Source organism: Streptomyces sp. NPDC033177, assembly GCF_055577715.1.
The window spans coordinates 603,426-620,832 of record NZ_JBVIPS010000004.1; the positions used below are offsets into that span (position 1 = coordinate 603,426).

At 68.7% G+C, this 17,407-nt stretch carries 20 protein-coding genes and 3 pseudogenes; 10 read left to right on the top strand and 13 right to left on the bottom strand.

The window, feature by feature from the left end; genetic code table 11:
• Positions 1-11: 11 nt before the first annotated feature.
• The 3 genes from ACZ5U5_RS17765 to ACZ5U5_RS17775 all read right to left on the bottom strand — a co-directional run bounded on the left by ACZ5U5_RS17765 (position 12) and on the right by ACZ5U5_RS17775 (position 1,711).
• The gene (locus ACZ5U5_RS17765; RefSeq protein ID WP_469022278.1) at positions 12-869 is read right to left on the bottom strand and encodes an aldo/keto reductase; all 858 of its coding nucleotides are present in this window, start codon (positions 867-869) and stop codon (positions 12-14) included.
• On the bottom strand, positions 866-1,300 hold the full coding sequence (locus ACZ5U5_RS17770) for a cupin domain-containing protein (RefSeq protein ID WP_469022280.1): 435 nt from the start codon (positions 1,298-1,300) through the stop codon (positions 866-868). Before ACZ5U5_RS17770 ends, ACZ5U5_RS17765 begins: the two co-directional genes overlap by 4 nt.
• A gap of 87 nt (positions 1,301-1,387) precedes the next feature.
• Positions 1,388-1,711: a carboxymuconolactone decarboxylase family protein gene (locus tag ACZ5U5_RS17775; protein WP_469022283.1), complete on the bottom strand. Its 324-nt coding sequence runs from the start codon at positions 1,709-1,711 to the stop codon at positions 1,388-1,390.
• Between the two features lie 161 nt (positions 1,712-1,872).
• Between ACZ5U5_RS17775 and ACZ5U5_RS17780 the strand changes: the two genes are divergently transcribed.
• On the top strand, positions 1,873-2,736 hold the full coding sequence (locus tag ACZ5U5_RS17780) for a helix-turn-helix domain-containing protein (protein WP_469022286.1): 864 nt from the start codon (positions 1,873-1,875) through the stop codon (positions 2,734-2,736).
• A gap of 404 nt (positions 2,737-3,140) precedes the next feature.
• Here ACZ5U5_RS17780 and ACZ5U5_RS17785 read toward each other — a convergent pair.
• Together ACZ5U5_RS17785 and ACZ5U5_RS17790 are read right to left on the bottom strand one after the other, a co-directional pair.
• A pseudogene (locus ACZ5U5_RS17785) lies at positions 3,141-3,735 on the bottom strand (IS5 family transposase).
• Between the two features lie 161 nt (positions 3,736-3,896).
• A pseudogene (locus ACZ5U5_RS17790) lies at positions 3,897-4,762 on the bottom strand (transposase); the annotation flags it as partial.
• 63 nt (positions 4,763-4,825) lie between these two features.
• On the opposite strand from ACZ5U5_RS17790, the gene ACZ5U5_RS17795 reads away from it, so the two are divergent.
• Together ACZ5U5_RS17795 and ACZ5U5_RS17800 are read left to right on the top strand one after the other, a co-directional pair.
• Positions 4,826-6,826 (top strand): SEL1-like repeat protein, encoded by a 2,001-nt coding sequence (locus ACZ5U5_RS17795; protein WP_469022289.1) that lies wholly within the window; start codon positions 4,826-4,828, stop codon positions 6,824-6,826.
• Positions 6,827-7,003: 177 nt separating this feature from the next.
• Positions 7,004-7,147: pseudogene (locus ACZ5U5_RS17800) on the top strand (IS5/IS1182 family transposase); the annotation flags it as partial.
• Here the strand turns inward: ACZ5U5_RS17800 and ACZ5U5_RS17805 are convergent.
• Positions 7,116-7,370, bottom strand: a complete 255-nt coding sequence (locus tag ACZ5U5_RS17805) for a hypothetical protein (protein ID WP_469022483.1) — start codon at positions 7,368-7,370, stop codon at positions 7,116-7,118. The pseudogene ACZ5U5_RS17800 and the gene ACZ5U5_RS17805 sit on opposite strands and share 32 nt — an antisense overlap.
• Before the next feature lie 51 nt (positions 7,371-7,421).
• Here ACZ5U5_RS17805 and ACZ5U5_RS17810 point away from each other — a divergent pair, with 51 nt between their 5' ends.
• The 4 genes from ACZ5U5_RS17810 to ACZ5U5_RS17825 all read left to right on the top strand — a co-directional run bounded on the left by ACZ5U5_RS17810 (position 7,422) and on the right by ACZ5U5_RS17825 (position 9,299).
• A complete protein-coding gene (locus ACZ5U5_RS17810) occupies positions 7,422-7,937 on the top strand; it encodes a hypothetical protein (protein ID WP_469022292.1) in 516 nt (171 codons plus the stop codon).
• A 105-nt stretch (positions 7,938-8,042) separates the two neighbouring features.
• Positions 8,043-8,606, top strand: coding sequence for a tyrosine-type recombinase/integrase (locus ACZ5U5_RS17815; protein ID WP_469022295.1), 564 nt, complete (start codon positions 8,043-8,045; stop codon positions 8,604-8,606).
• A gap of 124 nt (positions 8,607-8,730) precedes the next feature.
• Positions 8,731-8,982: a hypothetical protein gene (locus ACZ5U5_RS17820; RefSeq protein ID WP_469022298.1), complete on the top strand. Its 252-nt coding sequence runs from the start codon at positions 8,731-8,733 to the stop codon at positions 8,980-8,982.
• Positions 8,979-9,299: a hypothetical protein gene (locus tag ACZ5U5_RS17825; protein WP_469022300.1), complete on the top strand. Its 321-nt coding sequence runs from the start codon at positions 8,979-8,981 to the stop codon at positions 9,297-9,299. The genes ACZ5U5_RS17820 and ACZ5U5_RS17825 overlap by 4 nt, the downstream gene beginning before the upstream one ends.
• A 4-nt stretch (positions 9,300-9,303) precedes the next feature.
• Here ACZ5U5_RS17825 and ACZ5U5_RS17830 read toward each other — a convergent pair whose 3' ends face one another.
• The 4 genes from ACZ5U5_RS17830 to ACZ5U5_RS17845 are packed head-to-tail and all read right to left on the bottom strand — an operon-like array spanning position 9,304 to position 10,640.
• Entirely contained in the window at positions 9,304-9,675 is a 372-nt protein-coding gene (locus ACZ5U5_RS17830; protein WP_469022303.1) for a hypothetical protein, read from the bottom strand.
• Positions 9,617-9,871, bottom strand: coding sequence for a hypothetical protein (locus ACZ5U5_RS17835; protein WP_469022306.1), 255 nt, complete (start codon positions 9,869-9,871; stop codon positions 9,617-9,619). The genes ACZ5U5_RS17830 and ACZ5U5_RS17835 overlap by 59 nt, the downstream gene beginning before the upstream one ends.
• Positions 9,868-10,158 carry a hypothetical protein gene (locus ACZ5U5_RS17840; RefSeq protein WP_469022308.1) on the bottom strand — a complete coding sequence of 97 codons (291 nt, stop codon included), beginning with the start codon at positions 10,156-10,158 and terminating at the stop codon, positions 9,868-9,870. Before ACZ5U5_RS17840 ends, ACZ5U5_RS17835 begins: the two co-directional genes overlap by 4 nt.
• Complete coding sequence (locus ACZ5U5_RS17845; RefSeq protein WP_469022310.1) at positions 10,158-10,640, bottom strand: Mu transposase domain-containing protein; 483 nt, start codon at positions 10,638-10,640, stop codon at positions 10,158-10,160. The genes ACZ5U5_RS17840 and ACZ5U5_RS17845 overlap by 1 nt, the downstream gene beginning before the upstream one ends.
• 676 nt (positions 10,641-11,316) lie before the next feature.
• Between ACZ5U5_RS17845 and ACZ5U5_RS17850 the strand changes: the two genes are divergently transcribed.
• Positions 11,317-12,000 (top strand): restriction endonuclease, encoded by a 684-nt coding sequence (locus ACZ5U5_RS17850; RefSeq protein WP_469022313.1) that lies wholly within the window; start codon positions 11,317-11,319, stop codon positions 11,998-12,000.
• A 365-nt stretch (positions 12,001-12,365) separates the two neighbouring features.
• Here the strand turns inward: ACZ5U5_RS17850 and ACZ5U5_RS17855 are convergent, their stop codons facing one another.
• Entirely contained in the window at positions 12,366-13,259 is an 894-nt protein-coding gene (locus tag ACZ5U5_RS17855; RefSeq protein WP_469022315.1) for a hypothetical protein, read from the bottom strand.
• 601 nt (positions 13,260-13,860) lie between these two features.
• Positions 13,861-14,073, bottom strand: a complete 213-nt coding sequence (locus ACZ5U5_RS17860; RefSeq protein WP_469022318.1) for a hypothetical protein — start codon at positions 14,071-14,073, stop codon at positions 13,861-13,863.
• Between the two features lie 232 nt (positions 14,074-14,305).
• On the opposite strand from ACZ5U5_RS17860, the gene ACZ5U5_RS17865 reads away from it, so the two are divergent.
• Positions 14,306-15,103, top strand: coding sequence for an SDR family NAD(P)-dependent oxidoreductase (locus tag ACZ5U5_RS17865; protein ID WP_469022320.1), 798 nt, complete (start codon positions 14,306-14,308; stop codon positions 15,101-15,103).
• Between the two features lie 60 nt (positions 15,104-15,163).
• The gene (locus ACZ5U5_RS17870) at positions 15,164-16,105 is read left to right on the top strand and encodes an aromatase/cyclase (protein ID WP_469022323.1); all 942 of its coding nucleotides are present in this window, start codon (positions 15,164-15,166) and stop codon (positions 16,103-16,105) included.
• Positions 16,106-16,178: 73 nt separating this feature from the next.
• On the opposite strand, the gene ACZ5U5_RS17875 is transcribed toward ACZ5U5_RS17870, so the two are convergent.
• Complete coding sequence (locus tag ACZ5U5_RS17875) at positions 16,179-17,141, bottom strand: MBL fold metallo-hydrolase (RefSeq protein ID WP_469022326.1); 963 nt, start codon at positions 17,139-17,141, stop codon at positions 16,179-16,181.
• Between the last annotated feature and the right edge of the window lie 266 nt (positions 17,142-17,407).

Here is a 17,407-nt window from a genome sequence, read left to right on the forward strand (position 1 = left end):
CCAGGTGCGGGCTACTTGCCGCTGTAGACAGGGAAGGCGGCGTGCTCGCCGTAGTCCCGCTCGTTGAGCGTGCACAGCGCGGCCATGTCCGCTTCGGAGATCTCGAAGTCGACGTCGGCGTTGGAGCGCATGTGCTCGGGATTCGCCGTCTTCGGCAGCGGCTGGGTGCCCAACTGCAGGGCATAGCGGATGCACAGCTGCGGGACGCTCACCGCGTACTTCTCGGCGATCGCCGTGATCTGGCGGCTGTCGAGGAGCGTGCCGTGCGCGATCGGCGAGTACGCCTGAACGAGGATGTTCCGGTCCTTGCAGAAGGCCAGCAGCTCGGCCGGGGTGTTCCCGGCGTGCAGGAGCACCTGGTTCACGTGCGGTGCCACGGTCCCGTGGGCGAGGATGTTCTCCAGGTCGGGCTGCAGGAAGTTCGACACCCCGATCGCGCGGATCTTCCCCGCCTTATGGGCGTCCTCCAGCGCGCGCCACGCCTGGCGGTTGCCCTCGGCGTAGTCGCCGCCACGGAAGTCGTCCCACGGCTGCGGGGCGTGGATCAGCATCAGGTCGATGTAACCGACGTCCAGCTTCGCCAGCGAGTTGTCGATCGCGGTGATGGCCGCGTCGTAGTCCTTGATCTCGGCAGCCAGCTTCGTCGACACGAACAGGTCTCCGCGCGCCGCGCCCGAGGCGCGGACACCTTCTCCGACCCCCCGCTCGTTGCCGTACGCCTGCGCGGTGTCGATGTTGCGGTAGCCGGTGCCGATCGCCGCGCGCACGGCGTCGGATGCCTTGTTGTCGTCGATGAACCACGTTCCCAGGCCGAGCCTCGGTATCTCGACGCCGTTGGAAAGGGTGTAGGTCTCGTTCAGGATGCTCACGCGTTCTCTCCGCTCTTGGGCAGCCGGCCGTACACCTCGTCGGTGACCGGCTCCAGCCACTCGTTGCTGACGTCTTCTCCCGGCGTGATGAAGGCGACGTGGGAGAACCACGAGTCGGCCTTCGCGCCGTGCCAATGCTTGGTGCCCGCCGGGACGCGGATCGCGGTGCCCGGGGTCATGCTGACCGGGTCCTGGCCTTCGGCCTGGTACCAGCCGCTGCCGGCCGTGCACAGCAGGACCTGATCACCGCCGCCACCGGTGCCGTGGTGGATGTGCCAGTTGTTGCGGCAGCCCGGCTCGAACGACACGTTGCTGACCGGGACGCTCCCGCCGGTCAGGGGAGCCAGGTAGCTCTGCCCGATGAAGTTCTCGGCGTAGGCGTCATTGGTCTCGCCGAGCGGAAAGATCTGCTCGAACCCGAGAGTAGACATATCGGATGTCTCCTTGATCATTACGGTTCTGAGGGTGCTGCCCAGCCGCTGCGGGTGTGCCTCGGCAGGCCGGGCCTGGTGCCGCGACTATTCGGTGTCGGCGAGGATCGTCTTGAGCTGGGCGGCGGCGCCCATGGCGTTGGGCCATCCGGCGTAGAAGGCCAGGTGGGTGATGGCCTCGCTCAGCTCGTCCTTGCTCAGCCCGTTGTCCAGGGCGAGCTGGAGGTGGAAGCCGAGCTGCTCGGAGCGGTACAGGGCGATCAAAGGGGTGACGGTGACCAGGCTGCGGTCACGCGGGGACAGACCGTCGCGCTCCCACACGTCACCGAACAGCACCTCGTCGGTGAGGTCGGCCAGCTTGGGCGTGATGTCACCAATGGCCTGCTGTGCCGCGGACTGTTTCTCCGTCATGATCTTTGCTTCCCTTTCCGTGGCGTGCTGTCGTGCGGCGGAATTCCACGCTGCCACGCATGCGGGCGCGCGTGCAGAGGAGATTGTTTTCCCGGGAAGAGCGCATCCTGGGAAGTATTTCTCCCCCTCACGGCTGGTGTATTCACTGTCACACTGGGGGCATGAGCCCGTCACCGCATCTGAACGAGCTGGGGGAGTTCCTCAAGGCACGCCGCTCCGAGCTGACCCCCCGCGCCGTGGGCCTACCCGACAATGCCGGCAAGCGCCGGGTGGCGGGCCTGCGGCGTGAAGAGGTCGCGCAGCTGGCGGCGATCTCCACGGACTACTACACCCGCCTCGAACAGGGTCGCCTCCCTGCCTCCGCTCCCGTACTCGAAGCAGTCGCACAAGCCCTTGACCTGGACGAAGATCAGCGCCGCTACCTCTTCGGGCTTGCAGGCAAGGAGACGGCCAAGCCGCGCCGCCGCGTCCGTCAGAAGGTCCAGCCGCAGCTGCGCCGGGTTCTGGACGACCTCATGGCCACCCCGGCCATCGTCATGGGCCGCCGCATGGACATCCTCGCCTGGAACCCTCTAGCCGCCGCCCTGGTCACCGATTTCGCAGCCGTGCCGGAAAAGCACCGCAATTACGTCCGCATTCTTTTCACCGACCCGGCCATGCGCACTCTCTATGCCGACTGGAAGGGCGTGGCCCGCATGGCGGTTGCGCAGTTGCGCATGGAGGCGGCGAAATACCCAGACGACCCGAGGCTGACCGCGTTGGTCGGCGAACTGTGCGTCCAGGACGAGGACTTCCGCACCTGGTGGGCCGCCCACCACGTCGCCACCCTCAGCGTCGGAACCAAGACCCTTCTCCACCCCGTCGCCGGCGAGCTGTCACTGGACTGGGACACCCTCACCGCCAGCACCGACCCCGACCAGCAGCTCGTCGTGTGGACCGCCGAAGTCGGATCCTCCACCCACGACGGCCTGCGCATCCTTGCCTCCTGGGCCGCCGACCACCACCGCACCCCCTCAGCCCAGTGAGCCAGTCCCACCGCCTCTGTTCCCCGTCGTCACCGTCGTCCGGCGCAGGGGCGCGCGCCGCTGCCTGGGCCACTAGTGGGTGTCTGAGAAGCCCCTTTCAGGGCAGGGCTCTGGCAGTGCGGTGCAGCAGGAGCATGACCGTGGCCAGGTAGATCGCGTTCTCCTGGGTGGTGGCCAGGTACTCGTAGTCGATAGCGACCAAGCCAGGCGAAACTCCCACTGCTGGTGTGTGTATGCCGAGGTTGAGCCCGGTGCGCCAGAACTCCAACCACCACTGGCACATCAACAGGGGGCCCGACTCGGCGTCTTTGACGTGTCCGGGATGGTTCCTGACCCAGATCGGATCCACATCGGGACGAGACACAGCGACTTGGAGCGTGCGACCGTGCGCCTTACTAATGGTTTCAAAATGAGGTTCGGAGTCGTCTCAAGCAGATGATGCTGCAGGCGAGTTGGAGGAGACTCAGGTGGAGGTCTGCGCGCCTCTCGTAGCGGATCCGCAGCCGTTTGAACTGGTGCAGCCAGGCAAATGTGCGCTCTACGACCCAGCGGGTCTTTCCCAGGCCGGAGCCGTGCTGGGTGCCTTTGCGAGCGAACTTGGGTGTGATGCCTCCCGCCCGGACAAGGCGGCGGTACTTGTCGTAGTCGTAGCCACGGTCGGCGAACAGCTGCCCTGGCCTGTGACGCGGCCGCCCGCGGGCGCCGCGGATCTGGGGTATCGCATCGAGCAGGGGCATCAGCTGGGTGACGTCGTGGCGGTTCCCGCTGGTCAGCGAGACGGAAAGGGGGGGGGTGCCGTGCCGGTCGACGATCAGGTGGTGCATGCTGCCGGGCCGGGCCCGGTCGACCGGCGAAGGTCCGGTGTGAGCCCCCCCTTTCAGAGCTCTCCCGGTCATCCGCCGGCAACCGGCCCGGATACCGATGCCGCCGAGGTGGCCGAGCAGGTAAGAGCGGGGCCACGCGTTCCCACAAGTCATCTGGCACAAGTTCAGCAGCCACCCAACAGGTCCTGCCGACATAACACCCAACTGCCAAGCCCCACAACGAATGTCATTCTGAAACGGTCAGTTAGAGGTCGTTTCATCCTGTTGTTTCATCCCTGGATTCGGCTTTGGTGTGCTGGTGTCGGGTCTCGCCAGACACCTCACGATGCCAACACGTCAAGCGGTAGCGGCGAGTTCGGTGGGGAAGGCCGTCTGCTCGTCGAACAGTTCGTGGCGTTGGAGGCAGTGATAGAGCTGGCCGATCATGCGGTTGAAGAGGTTGCGCTGGGCGGCTGCGCGCCAGTCGCCGATGTCACGTTGTCGCCGGTAGTGGGCGCGTGCTCCGGGCGAGTGCCGCAGGGCGGAGAAGGCCCAGCGGTAGCCCGCGTGGTTGAGCCTGTCGTTCTTGACCCAGCGGCGGGTGATGGAGGATTTCTTGCCGGAGGCCCTGGTGACGGGTGAGGCGCCTGCGTAGGCCTTCAGCCCGCGGGCATCGGCGAAGCGAGTGTGGTCGTCCCCGATTTCAGCGAGGATGCGGGGGCGGCGAGCTGGATGCCGAGTCCGGGGAAGCTCAGCAGGATCTCAGCGTCCGGATGCTGGGGGAACACCTCCTCGACCGCCCCCGCGAGGTCGTCGGCGGCCGTGCAGGCGGCCTCCAACTGGAGCAGAAGGGCGAGCATCTGCTTGCCCAGCGCTTCCTCGACCTGCGGCGGCTGGTGAGCCCACCCGGTCCGGAAGACCTCGCGAAGGCGATCGGCCTCGGCCTCGATGCCGCGCTTGCGGCTGGCAGCCTTCAGGGCAGCCTGGCGCTGGGAGCGGGTCAGCCGCGCAGCCCGAGCGGGCGTCGGAGCCGCCCTCAGGAGTACGCGAGCCTCCGGGCGGCACAACCCGTTCGTCCAGGTCGCGAAGGCCTGCAGAGCGGCCGGGTAGTACTCGCGCAGCAGCGAGCGGAGCTGGTTGGCAAGCCGCTGCCGGTTGCACAACGAGTCCTGCTGAGCGCGGGCCAGCACGGCGATCGCGCGGCCGAGATCGGAGTCCTCGGGCGTGTCCTTCACGCCCCGGCCCCCGTATCCGCCCCGGCCGTGGCCGCCTGACACGATCACGGAATGACACACGGGGAAACGCATGAGCACATACGCGACCACGAAGCCGAGTTGGCGGCCGCTGCCGAGGCCGGACAGGACGGCGCGTACCGCGCCTACGCCACATTCCTCGGCAAGAGCGGCCGGATGGACCAGGCCCTGCCCTGGTGGGCCAAGGCCGCCGAACACGGGGACGCAGATGCGGCGCGCACGCTCGCGATCTGCCACAAGGACCGCTGGGAGTTCGCCGAAGCCGAGCGCTGGTACCGCAGCGCTGCCGACCGTGACGGCGGCTGCGCCTTCGGGCTCGCCACACTCCTGAAGGAGTCCGGCGACCAGGACGGAGCACAGGAGTGGTACGCGCGGGGAGCCGCACTCGGCCACGTCCAGAGCCTCACCAACGGCGCGGTGCTCAAAGCCGCCCGCCACGGTGCCTTCGCCGAAGCACAGGCGCAGCTGGACGAGGCGGCCGAACTGGGCGACCGCAAGGCGGCCTCGGCCCGTCAGGTGATCGAGAACATCGTCGACGACCTTGAGCTCTGGGAGGAGCGGCTCGCGCGGGCGGAAGCTGACGGGGACGCCGAGGCGGCGTTCGAGGCGCTGAGTCCGCTGCGGGACCCGGAGTACGCGGGCATGTTCACGTACTACCCGAGCACGATCCGCGCGGCGGAGGCTCTCTACGCGCGAGCCGCGGCGGTCGGCTCGCACCAGGCCCTGGTCGAGCAGGCCATCCTGGTAGCCCGCGACAGCGACCGGATCGAGGAGGCACGAGCCCTGGCCGTAAAGGCGCACGAGCTCGGCTACTCGGGCGCGGCCTACGTCCTGGGTGTCTGGGCCTTCGAGCGCGGTGACCAGCGCACGGCCGAGCATTGGTTCGAGACGGCGGCCGCAGCACCCGATGGTCACGACTACGCCCGCTTCTACCTCGGTCTGATCGGCATCATGCAGCGGCGGCTGGACGTGGCCGAGCGATGGCTGCGTCTCACCGGGGACACCGAGGACGAGAACGATCAGTACGGCGGCCTGCCCAAGATGTTCGTCGAGCAGATCGAGGAGATCGCGGCGATTCATGCCGACCCCGCCCGACTGCCCGCCCCCGAACTCGCGGCGCGCCTCCCCGAGTTGCGGGCGGCCGCGGAGTCCGGCGGTGCCGAGGAGTGCTTCGCGTACGCCGATGCACTCGACCGCCTCTACCGGCTGCCCGACGCTGCCGACTGGTACCGCAAGAGCGGCACTCCGCGCGCGCTGCTCGAGCTCGGCCGCATGCTGCAGGACTGCCATGCCGACGAGACCCTGCTCGTGCCGTACTTCGGGCCGGCCGCCGAGGCCGGGGACGCGGGGGCTGCGTACAGCATCGCCGGGATCCACACCCACGCGAAGAACCAGCGGGCCGCCGGCATCTGGACGCTGAAGGCCGCGGAGCTCGGTCACGCGAGGGCAGCCTGGGGCGTCGGCTGGACCTCCGAAGAGCGGGGCGGGGACCCGCAGTTCGCGGAGCGCTGGTATGTGCGCGCCGCCGAGGGCGGTCTGGCGCGGCCCGCGTTCCTGGCCGGTCGCAGCATGGTGCGCTGGGGGCGGTACGCCGAGGCCGAGCGGTGGCTCGTGAAGGCGTGGGAGAACGACATCCCCGAGGCGGGGTACCACCTCGGCAGGGCGCTGCGCCGGCTCGGACGCACCGCGGAGGCCGAACAGTGGCTGCGCCGCGCGGCGGAGCGCTCAGGCGACTTCGACCCACCGCGCGGACCGCTCGAACGGCGCGTCGACCCCCGTCCTGAGCTGGCCGAGCTGCTCGTCGAGGCGGAGCGCGACGAGGAGGCCGCGCCACTCGTCGCGGACATCCTCGCCGAGTACCCGGGCCACCTCGCCGGCCACCGCCTCGCCGGCCGACTGGCCCGGCACCGCGGCGACCTGGCCACGGCCGAACAACACTTCGCGCAGATCGAGGAGCGGGACTCCGACCCAGGTACGGTGATGAGCCTGCGGGAGATCCGTGAGCTGCTGGCTCAGGTGACGCACGAACACTGAGCGGCGAAGTAGCCGGAGCGGAGCGGCCGACGCGGTGGGGAGCCATATCGTCGAAGAAGGGGCGGTCGCCGGCAAACGTGGGGCGCAGTCCGGTGAACTCCTCGGCGGTGACCCAGCGGGCCTCGAGCTACTCGCGCATTTGTGCTGTGTCAACGGCCGGGGACCCGTAAGACCGCCCTGATCTGGTCCCGTGCCGGGGTGTGGGGCCGGTTGCACGAGGAGATCCTGCATCGCCTCGACGACGCCGGCGTGCTTGACCTCTCCCGTGCCGTCCTCGACTCCGCCTACGTCAGGGCGAAAAAGAGGGCGAACTCGCGAGGATGAACCAGGCGGTGGAGCAGCCTGCGACGATCAATGCCCAGCGAGCGCCGGAGAAGCTGGCGACAAGGATCAAAGCAATGATCGTCACGGGTCGCCGACGCGGTGCAGGCGCGAGGCGGCCGAGGCAGGGCAGCCGCTCATCCTTGTCGTGCCGCCCGAGAAGCAGACTGCCCGGCGCAGCCAGGGTCCCGGTGACGGCGCCGAGTTGATCACGGGCTAGCATCCAAGGCGCCTTAGCGGCTACCTCCGAGCCCGCAGCCCGGACAATGCCCGGATGGATGGAGCAATAGCGACAGTCATCGGAGCTGGCGTCGGTGCCGCGAGCGCGTTCCTTGGACAGTTGATCCTCAGCCGCTACGCCCTCAAGCAGGCTCACGTGCAGGAGCGGTCCGCCACTCACCGCGAACTCCTCAAAGAGCGGCGTGCCACATACGCGCGGTTCCTCACGGAGGCAGCTGCCTACCGCCATGCACTGTGGATCTACATGGATTCCGCGAATCGCAGTGAGGAGTACGCGGAACAGTTATGGGACGAGATCAGCCGTCAGTGGTCCACCGTGACAACAGCGGCTACCGCCGTGGACCTCGAAGGCCCTGACGATGTTGAGATAACCGCAACCGCCCTCTACAACCACCTACGCGACCTCGACCAGAAAGTGGTCGACCACCGCAACGAGATAGACGACGGCCGTGACTTCAACACCCTCTTCTACGGGAAGGAGTTTGAGTCGTGTCGCAAGGCATACTCCGTGGCGTGCCGCAAGGGAATCGACCAGTACGCGGGTACTTGAGGCGCTACCGTCGTGCGGGCTCATAGCAGTAGTGCCAGTCCGCAGCCGGGTGCGGCTGTGCTCCGTGCATGCGGAGCACGCCGCGACCGCCAGCGCGATCGCGATGTGGCTCTGGGGCCTACCGCCGAGGACGTCGCCCTCGCCTACGGGGCCGACGCGCAGGACATCACCGACGGGCTGCTGTGTGATCCTTGCCAAAACGAAGGTGATCACGGGTCGGACCGGCCGGATCTGAGCAACGGAGCTCGGCAGATGTTCCTGCAGCGCACCGGGAACCGGCAGGGCGACAAGCCCTACCTGTCGGGCACCTACAGCTGGATGCTCCGCGAGTTCAGCAAGATCGTGAAGATCACCGACAGCAAGAGCAAGCCCGTCGGACTGAGCCACACCCACCGCTTCCGTCACACCAAGCTGACCCGGCTCGCCGAACTCGGCCTGCCCGTCCACGTGCTGATGCGCTATGCCGGGCACGCGACCCCATCAATGACGATGCACTACGTCGCTGCCCGCCAGGGTCACGCCGAGCAGGCGTTCCTGGCCACCGCGAAACTCCGCGCGGACGGCACCCAGGTCACCTTCTCCCGCGACGACCACGACCCGGCGCCCTCGCCGGAGCGGGCGCCCGGCGGGTGGGCCTGCCGACAGCCTCCACCTGTTCAACCGGGCTGACCGGTTCCTGCCCCACGGCTGGTGCCTACTGCCGCCAGTGCAGACCTGCGACAAGGGAAACGCCTGCCTGACCTGCTCGGTCTTCGTCACTGACGCCTCTCATCAGAGTGCTCTGGAACGGCAATTGGCCGAGACCGAGGCCCTGATCGACCGCAGCACCACCGCATTCCAGGAACGGCACGGCCGCCCGATGCCCGAGGACAACGTCTGGCTGCTGCAACGGCGGGCCGAGCGCAGGGCCCTCACCAAGCTCCTGGAGACACCATCCGCTCCAAGCCTGGACGCGCCGTCCAGGGCGCCGGCTGCGGCGCAGCCCCCACCGGCCCTGTCCCGCTCACCCCTCGACCTCGACCGTCACCGAAGGACCCGCACATGACCGACGACGCTCGCGCCAAGCGCACCCAGACACTATTCCTCTATAACCACCCCGCCCTGCGAGGACGCATCGAACGACTCCGGGCCCAAGCCCGCCCCACCCCCGCACCGGCCCCTTTGGCCGACGAGCAGAGCACCCTCGTCCTCGCGCTGACCGGCCAGATCACCCGCCTCAAGAAGCAGCACCGAGAAGAAGTACACGCACTGCGGGATGCCCTGGAGCAGGCACATGGCGAGAATCTCGACCTCCGCCGCGAACTCGCTCGCCGCGGCGGAGACACCCCACCGCCACAAGCCCGAGTCATCGGACTCTGCTGACCACTCACCCAGCGGTCATCAGGCCGACGAACTCGGCATCCGTGCTCCCCGAGCGCAGCCGGACGTCGAAGTTATAGCCCTCGTCGCAATACACCAGGTCAAAGCCCGCCGGAGCGAGCCTGCGGAACACCACCGCCGACCTCACAGCGTCAGCCTCCGGGACATCCAAGTACAGACACGTCCCGTCTTGATGCAGATATGCCTCGCCGGCGCCGTCTTGCGCCTCGAAAGACCAGCAATAACTCCGTGCCTCGCTGCGAGGTGTCGCATCGATCTCCACACGAGCCCACCCGGCTCGGATCGCCGCGGTCAGAGCGTCACGATCGACCTGCCACCCACCCGCGTCTCCATCGACCATCACCATGAACGTCGCCACAGCGACTGTCTATCACTACCGCCCAGGCACGGGACCGCTTCTCACACTCCATCGATCGCAGAAGCGTCCTGATCTGGAATGGCAGCCAGAGACAGAAACGAAACCGGGGATAACAGGCGGCCCCGAGGAAGATCACATTCTCCTTCCCGACGACGAAATCCAGCGTCCCCAGGTGGGAGATCGTCTCGCGTTTCACGGACTGTTGGTGATCGAAGTCGAAGTCCGCCAGCGCCTTGCGGAAGGGAAGCGGGCCGCCCGGATGCGGCCCTCGGCGCCGTGGATGCCACGGGCAGCGACCTCCCGCTGCAGGCAGGCGGCGAGGTATTGCTCGTGCGTCCAGCCCTCGGATCGGGCCCGGTCGGCGAGCCGGGTGACGGCATCCCGCAGAGCAGGGGCCTTCAACGTCCGGGTGAGGTAGGCGATTTCGGAGGTAACGTCGCGGCCGTTCCTCACGGCCTTGGTGTCGTCGCTGGTCGTGGTCATCACGCGGCCCCTTCGCCTGTGGTCGGTCCGCCGTCGATCACGCCGAAGATCCGGTCGTAGGTCTCCAGCGACCGCATCTCGACGTCCGTTTCCTGAGCAGGAGCCGGTTTCGTGCTGCAGGCAGCCGCCCTGCGGGCCGCCGCGGCAGCGGCCGCGTGATCGGCATCGGTGATGGCCTGGTGCCGGGCCCAGCTGCGGGCATGACGGGCGACTTCGACGCCGTCGCAGGTCACCAGGACCTGGTCCAGATCGGCGGCGACCTCGACGCGCCGGCCGACCGCCAGGGGGTGGACCGAGTAGTCGCAGGTGTCAAGGCGGACATAGTGATCCCGCGGCAGCCGCAGGGATGCTTTCCACCAGCCGGCGGGGAGATCGGCGGCAGCCGCAGCATCCGGGAACGGTCGGCCTCGATCCGGTCGGACGGGCGGGCCTGCAAAGTCCGGTGGATCCGCCGTCGACGGCTCTTGATTTGTGCGGTTCACGAGCGGCCCGCCCGGAAGTTCGGCGTGGCGCCGCTGACCATCGATCAAATCGGCGAAGCCCCCGGCGCCCAAAGAAAGGACAGGCCGCGGTGCCGGACGGCGTATTCGGCTGGTTCTCGGCCGCCGCTACGCAGAAACATCCTGCTCGCCGACTTCTGCCGCGGGCCCAGGGGAGGCATCGGTGTCTGGATTCCGCTGCTGTCGGTTGCCCCTTCGTGACACGTTGTCAGTGCCGGATGGTGTCCTCAGCTCAACGGGCCGTCAGTGCGCCCGAGTTGCGATGGGGGAGCGGAGATGCCTTGGGTGGAGGAGCACGAACGCGGCGGTACGAAGGTGCGCCGGTACTTCCGGTGGGCGCCGGGCGCGCGGCGAGACTTGTCGATTCTGGTGCTGCTGGGGATCGCGGTTGCGGGTTACGGCGGGACGAGCGGCTCGTCCGGCAGTGGGGGCTCGGGGCCAAAGCCGCGGCCGGCGTCGACGGCCAGTTACCCGGTGCACTTCGAGGGCCAGGAGGGCCCGAAGCCCGCGCCGCGGCCGACGGTTTCATACCCGATCCGGTTCGAGGACCAGTGAGCGCGGCGCCAGCGTCCGGTACGGCGAGCGGGCAGGCCCTCTTGCCGGAGCAGAGCGGGCGTTTCACACTGCGGATCACGGATGCGAGGGGAGCGGGGGAGTGATGGCAGCGCGACGGCGTCGGCGGCTGCGGAAGCGGACGCGCCGACAGTTACAGGGCTGGGGCATCGTGGCGGCTGCGGTTGCCGCGGTGTGGGTGGCTGGGAACTGGGCGACGGTGTGGCCCGTGCTGGTGACCGTGCTCGCCATCGTGGTGGTGGGCGGGGCCGGCTGGGGCCTCCTGCGCGCGCACCGGCTCGCGGTCGACAAAGACCGGCAGTGGCGGGCGCAGGAGGAGGCACGGGTACGGGAGCTTTCGATGACGGAGGTCGACGCGCTGTCCTGGCAGGAATTCGAGCACTACGTCGCCGATCTGTGCCGTCGGGACGGCTGCCGAGACGTCATCGTCAGCGGCAAGAGCGGCGACCTGGGCGCCGACGTCATCGGCTATCTCGCCGACGGACGCAAGCTCGTGGTCCAGTGCAAGAAGTACGCGCCGCACCGCAGCGTGTCGTCGCAGGACATGCAGAAGTTTGTCGGCACGGCCCGCCTCGAGCACGGCGCGGACGTCGCCCTGTTCGTCACCACCTGCCGCGCGTTCACCCAGGCCGCCCTCGGGCAGGCGGTGCGCCAGAACATCGTGGCTTTACACCGCGACCTGCTCGGGTCCTGGGTCAAAGGCGCCCGCCTGGAGACATTGATCCCGCTGAACGGAACTGGCGGTGGCACGCGGCGCCCGCCAGCCTGACCGGACACCACTGCAGCGCGTAGCGTGCGTGGTGCCCAGGTGCGGGCGGGGTCAAGGCGGGGGGAGAACGCAACAACGCCTGGACTGCGTGGAGTTGACCCGGTCGGGCGAGGCCGGAACCAGTGGAGGGTGACCATGCCGAAGCGCGTTCTTGCACCAGCGAAAAAGTGCATATGTCCCGGGTGCGGCACTCCGACGAAGGCGAGCCTGCGTAGCGGTCACCGCTACGAGCACGACGCTCCCGAAGGCGCCAGCCCCTGCCCGAAATCCGGGGCCGTGGTCCTGTCCGGTCCTGAAATGGTGAACAGCTTTGAGTGTGCATGCGGCACCTGGGCCCGCATCACGAGCAAGGGCACGCTCGCCCGTCACTCTATGCCGGAAGGCCAGGGGTGCCCGCTGTCCGGAGAACCGATCGAGACGCCCGCTGCCCGGGAGTGTCCCCGCCGTGTGGATGGCCCGCTGCGTATGGTCCCGTCGGCGCCCACTGAGGGATGGGCGAAGCCGGTCACGGGCGGCAGCGGCTCCAGCGTGTACGCGATTCCCGCCGGACTGCCGGGACATGGGCGTTGCCGATAGTCCGGGAGGCATGATTGCCGACGCCGGGTGCTACGTCGTCTGGGCTGTGGTGGCGGGGGTCTTGGTGAGGCTGTCGAGGAGTTCCCCGAAGCTGATCTTTTCGTCGTAGCGGAAGGCGAGGGCCGGCAACAGCGCGGCCCACCCCCCGGGTCGGTGCCGCAGTGGGCGAGCAGGGTGGGCAGCGCGATGTCGGGGACTGTCCGGGCGAGGACCTCGTCCGCGGGGAGTTGGCGCAGGTGCTCATCCGTGCGGTGGCGCGAGGCGAGGACCGTACGCATGACGTCGTCGCCAGACCACATTCCGGTGGCGACCGGGGCATCGAGCCAGGACTGCAGGACCGCAGCCGGATCCGGCACGCGATCGAGTTCGTCGTCGGAGAGCAGCCGCAGCACGCCGTCGTCCTCCTCGGATGGCACGAGCGCGGCCGCCGCCTCGCGCAGCCACTCTGCGGTATCCGTGCAGTGGGTGAACCAGGCGAGTTCGGCCGGGTGCAGGGCGGCGAGGACGTCGGTCACGGCGGTGCGCGGGGTGTGCGGATTTCCGGCGAGCGCGGTGAGCGCCTCCGCCCGCCGGTGCTGCTTGTGGTGCTCGAGCAGGTGGTGGGGCCGGTCGTTGTCCGTGGTTCGGTTGCTCCAGACGGGCCGGGGGTCGGGCGGTGAGGCGACGAGGGCGGGCTGGGTCATGCCCGTATCCGTGAGGCACCCGTGCGCGTTCTGTGAGGACAGGGCCCGCCGGGAGGATGCGATGAGCGCGCAGCCCGACCATGCACCCGCCACCGTCCTCGCCCCTGTAGTGGGCGCTCCGGCCGAACTCGTTGCCCAATTGCGGGCCGACAAGCGCGTGGAGAAGTGGGTGCCGGCCTTCGAGTGCGCGTACGCCGCAGCCTTGGAAGAGTCCCTGCGCGCCTTTTCCCTGGCCGGGCTCTGCGAGGTCGTCAGGTATGGCAGGGCCTCATCGCCTCCGCCCCGGCCGTTGACGTGTTCGTCGCCTCTGGCTGCGACGACAGTGACTTCATCGGCATGGCGGAGCTCCGCGGCAGGCGTCGGTGACCGGACAGCCGTAGGCGGTCCGCTTCTTCGTCTCGGCTGCGGAGGTTCTCGATGTACTTGTCGAGCGTGTAGAGGACACTGTGTGGGGCGTCTTGGGCGCCGCTGGGGCCGGCTCTTGGGGGTTTGGCAGTTCGATGCCGATGACCCCGAAGGCGAGGGCATCCGCTGTGCCTTCGTCGGCCGGAGAGTCGTGACGACGTCCGCGTGGTCTTCCTCGGTCTCGCCGTCTGCGTGATCACTTATCGCCGTGTTCGGCGGCTTTGTCAGGGACAGTTGCAGGGCCGAAGCTCCACGCGAGGCTGTGATGGATGCTCTCGTTTGCGTCGGTCCGGCCCTCCTGCAGGGTGCTGGTCACGTCCGGGGGGGACCGTGTGCGGCCCAGTTCTTTGATCTTCCTGTAGGGATTGTTCGCCGTTGCATCTTGGTCGTTGCAGATCTCCTCGGGCACAGCGCGGTACCTGGCACCGGCCGGCCACCGGGCGTCGGTGTTCTGCGTTTTGGAGGGCTGCGCGAACAGTTCCGGGATCGGGTCAGGGGCGTCTTCGAGGCGTGGGTGTGGTTTTGGGTGTGGTGTGTGCTGGTTGTGTTGTTCGCACTTTTGGGTCTTCAGTGATTCTCCAGGGTTGTGGGTGAGGGTTGGGTTTGTACGGGCAGTGTTGGGTGGGTCGGGAGGGAGCGTCATGTCGGTGGAGTCGCGGGGCGGGGAGTGTCGGGTTGCGTTGGTGACGGGGGCTACGCGGGGTATCGGGCGTGCGGTGGCTGAGACTCTGGGTGGGGCTGGTGTCAGGGTTTTCATCACTTCGCGCAGTGCTGAGGATGTGGCCGCGGCCGTGAAGGAGCTCACGGAGGACGGCATCACCGCCGACGGCACCGCCGCCGACGTACGCTCCGGTGACGATGTCGTCCGTTGCGTCGCCGCGGCCGTCGATCGTTTCGGGCCCATCGACATCCTGGTCAACAACGCGGGCCGCAGTGGCGGCGGGGTGACGGCGCAGGTCTCGGACGAGTTGTGGAATGACGTTGTGGAGACGAATCTGACCAGTGTTTTCCGTGTCACGCGTGAGGTGCTCAATGCGGGCGGGATGGGGGCCGGGTCGGTGGGGCGGATCATCAACATCGCGTCCACGGGCGGCAAGCAGGGAGTGGTGCTCGGGGCGCCGTACAGCGCTTCCAAGCATGCGGTGGTCGGTTTCACCAAGTCGCTCGGGCTGGAGCTGGCCAAGACCGGGATCACCGTCAACGCTGTCTGCCCGGGCTATGTGGAGACTCCCATGGCCAGATCGGTCCGGGAGGGGTATGCGGGCCATTGGGAGATTGCCGAGGAGGAGGTGCTCAGGCGGTTTGAGGCCAAGATCCCGCTGGGCCGTTACAGCACCGCGGAGGAGGTGGCCGCTCTGGTCGGCTATCTGGCCGGTCCCGCGGCCGCCCCGATCACCGCCCAGGCGATCAACGTCTGCGGCGGTCTTGGCAGTTACTGATGTGCCTGGGTGTGCATGCACCGCACGCCCAGTCCCGACCGGAGGAGAGCCGGATTCACCATGGCAGTGACGCATCATGCTCGGCACACGGTCACCATCGGCGCTGCGGCGCGGAGGGTGTATGACATCATCGCGGACGCCGCCGACTGGCCGCGTGTCTTTCCCCCCTCGGTGCACGTGGAGCAGACACCTCTTGGTGAGGGTGAGGAGGTCTTGCGGATCTGGGCCACGGCCAACGGCGAGGTCAAGTCCTGGCAGTCCCGGCGCCGGCTCGATCCGCAGGCGCTCACGGTCGGCTTTTGGCAGGAGAGGACCACGGCTCCGGCGACGTCGATGGGCGGCGAATGGCAGATACGGCCGCTGTCCGGGGACCGGTGTGAGGTCGTGCTGCTCCACGACTTCACGGCCGAGGACGACGCCCCCGGGAACGTCGAGTGGATCAACCGGGCCCTGGACCACAACAGCGAGGCCGAGCTGGACCGGATGAAGGCCACCGCGGAGTCCGCCGGGCAACTGGGGGAACTGCTGTGCACCTTCGAGGACCAGGTGCGCATCGAGGCGCCCAGCGCCGACGTGCACGCGTTCTTGTGGCGGGGCGAGCAGTGGCAGGACCGACTCCCGCACGTGGCCCGGGTGAAGCTGAGGGAGCCGGAGACGGACATCCAGGTCCTGGAGATGGACACCATCGCCAGGGACGGCTCCCGGCACACCACCGAGTCGGTACGGGTCAGCCTCGGTTCAGAGCGCATCGTCTACAAGCAGCTGCGGGTGCCGCCGCTGCTCACCGCGCACGTAGGGGCCTGGCTCCTCGACGAGTCGGACGGTGTGACGACGGCCGTGGCGCGCCACACCGTCGTCATCAACCCCTCCTCGGTGAGCCTGCTGGGGCCTGACACCACCGTCGCCGACGCACGGGCCTTCATACGCGACGCCCTTGGCACCAACAGCCTGGCGACGCTGCGGCACGCCAAGGAGTTCACCGAGCGCAGCCCCGCCCGCTGATCGCGGAGTACGGCCCCCCGTCCACGCCGGTGACGTGAACGGGGGGCCGCTTCGGTGTGTGCGGGCCCGCCCCTCAGGCGTGACAGGCGAGGGGGCGGCCGCCGTTGTACTGCGCCATCTCCTGGAAGATGGGGGCGGAGCGGATCTCGGTGTCCCGCGGCAGCGCCGACTCCTCGGCGTAGGCGCGGTGCAGGTTGGCCACCAGGCGCTCGGGGTCGCGCAGTCCGGCGTAGGGGCCGAGGTCCGTCTCGCGCGCGGTCTGCAGGGGGGACAGCCCGGCGGCCAGGCCCGCCCGGGCGGTGTCGCCTACCCACAGCAGGTAGTCCCGCGTGGCGTCGAGCACCTCGGGGCCGGCGACCGGGCCGTGGCCGCCCACGATGACGGCGGGGTTCAGGGCGCGCAGCCGCGTGATCGCCTCCAGGGTGCCGCTCAGCGAGCCCATGAGGACGAAGGGCGTGCAGCCGGGCAGCAGGACGTCCCCGGCGAACAGGACGCGCTGTTCGGGGAGCCAGACCACGATGTCGCTGGTGGTGTGCGCGGGGCCCACGTGCAGCAACTCGGCGCTCAGGCCGCCGACATGGAGTGTGGCGCGCTCGCGGAAGGTGAGGGAGGGCAGCGTGAGGCGGATGTCGCCCCACTGCGTGGTGGGCCAGACCTCCCGCATGGCGAGGCCGCGCCGGGCCATCTCGGTGCGGGTGGCCTCGTGGGAGACCACGGTGGCGTGCGGGGCGAGCACGGAGTTTCCGAAGTGGTGGTCCCCGTGGTGGTGAGTGGTGACGATCGTGCGCACCTCAAGGGGGGTGCGGGAGGCGATGGCCGCGCGCAGGGCACGGGCCCGTCCTTCGGTGGCGGCGGAATCCACCACGGCCACCGCGTCGTCGCCGATCAGTACGCCGGCGTTGTTCAGGCACCAGCCCCCGTCCGGCTGGATGTAGGCGTGGACGCCCGGTGCGAGCTCTTCCAGACGGGGAGGGGCCGCCGGGGGCGGGGCGTGGGGCGGGGCGCAGGGGTGGGGTGTGGCCGGCGGCTGGGTCATCGGGGGAGTCCTTTGCGGGGCAGAGGTGGCAGAGGTGGCAGAGGCGGGTTTGCTGCGCGCGCGGTCCTCACGATCTGCCGTCCCGCTGGAGGGGCGCAGGTGGGGCGATGGCCGCGGGGAGGGGGACCGGTGATAGCCGCCGTCCCCGCCGTGTGGAACATCTTGCACCGGAGATCGCTGCGGGACATACTGTTCCGTAGTTGTGGGGCAAGATGTTCCGTATCTGGGGGGGTGGACGGCCCCGCAACCCCGCAATCCCCCCCTTT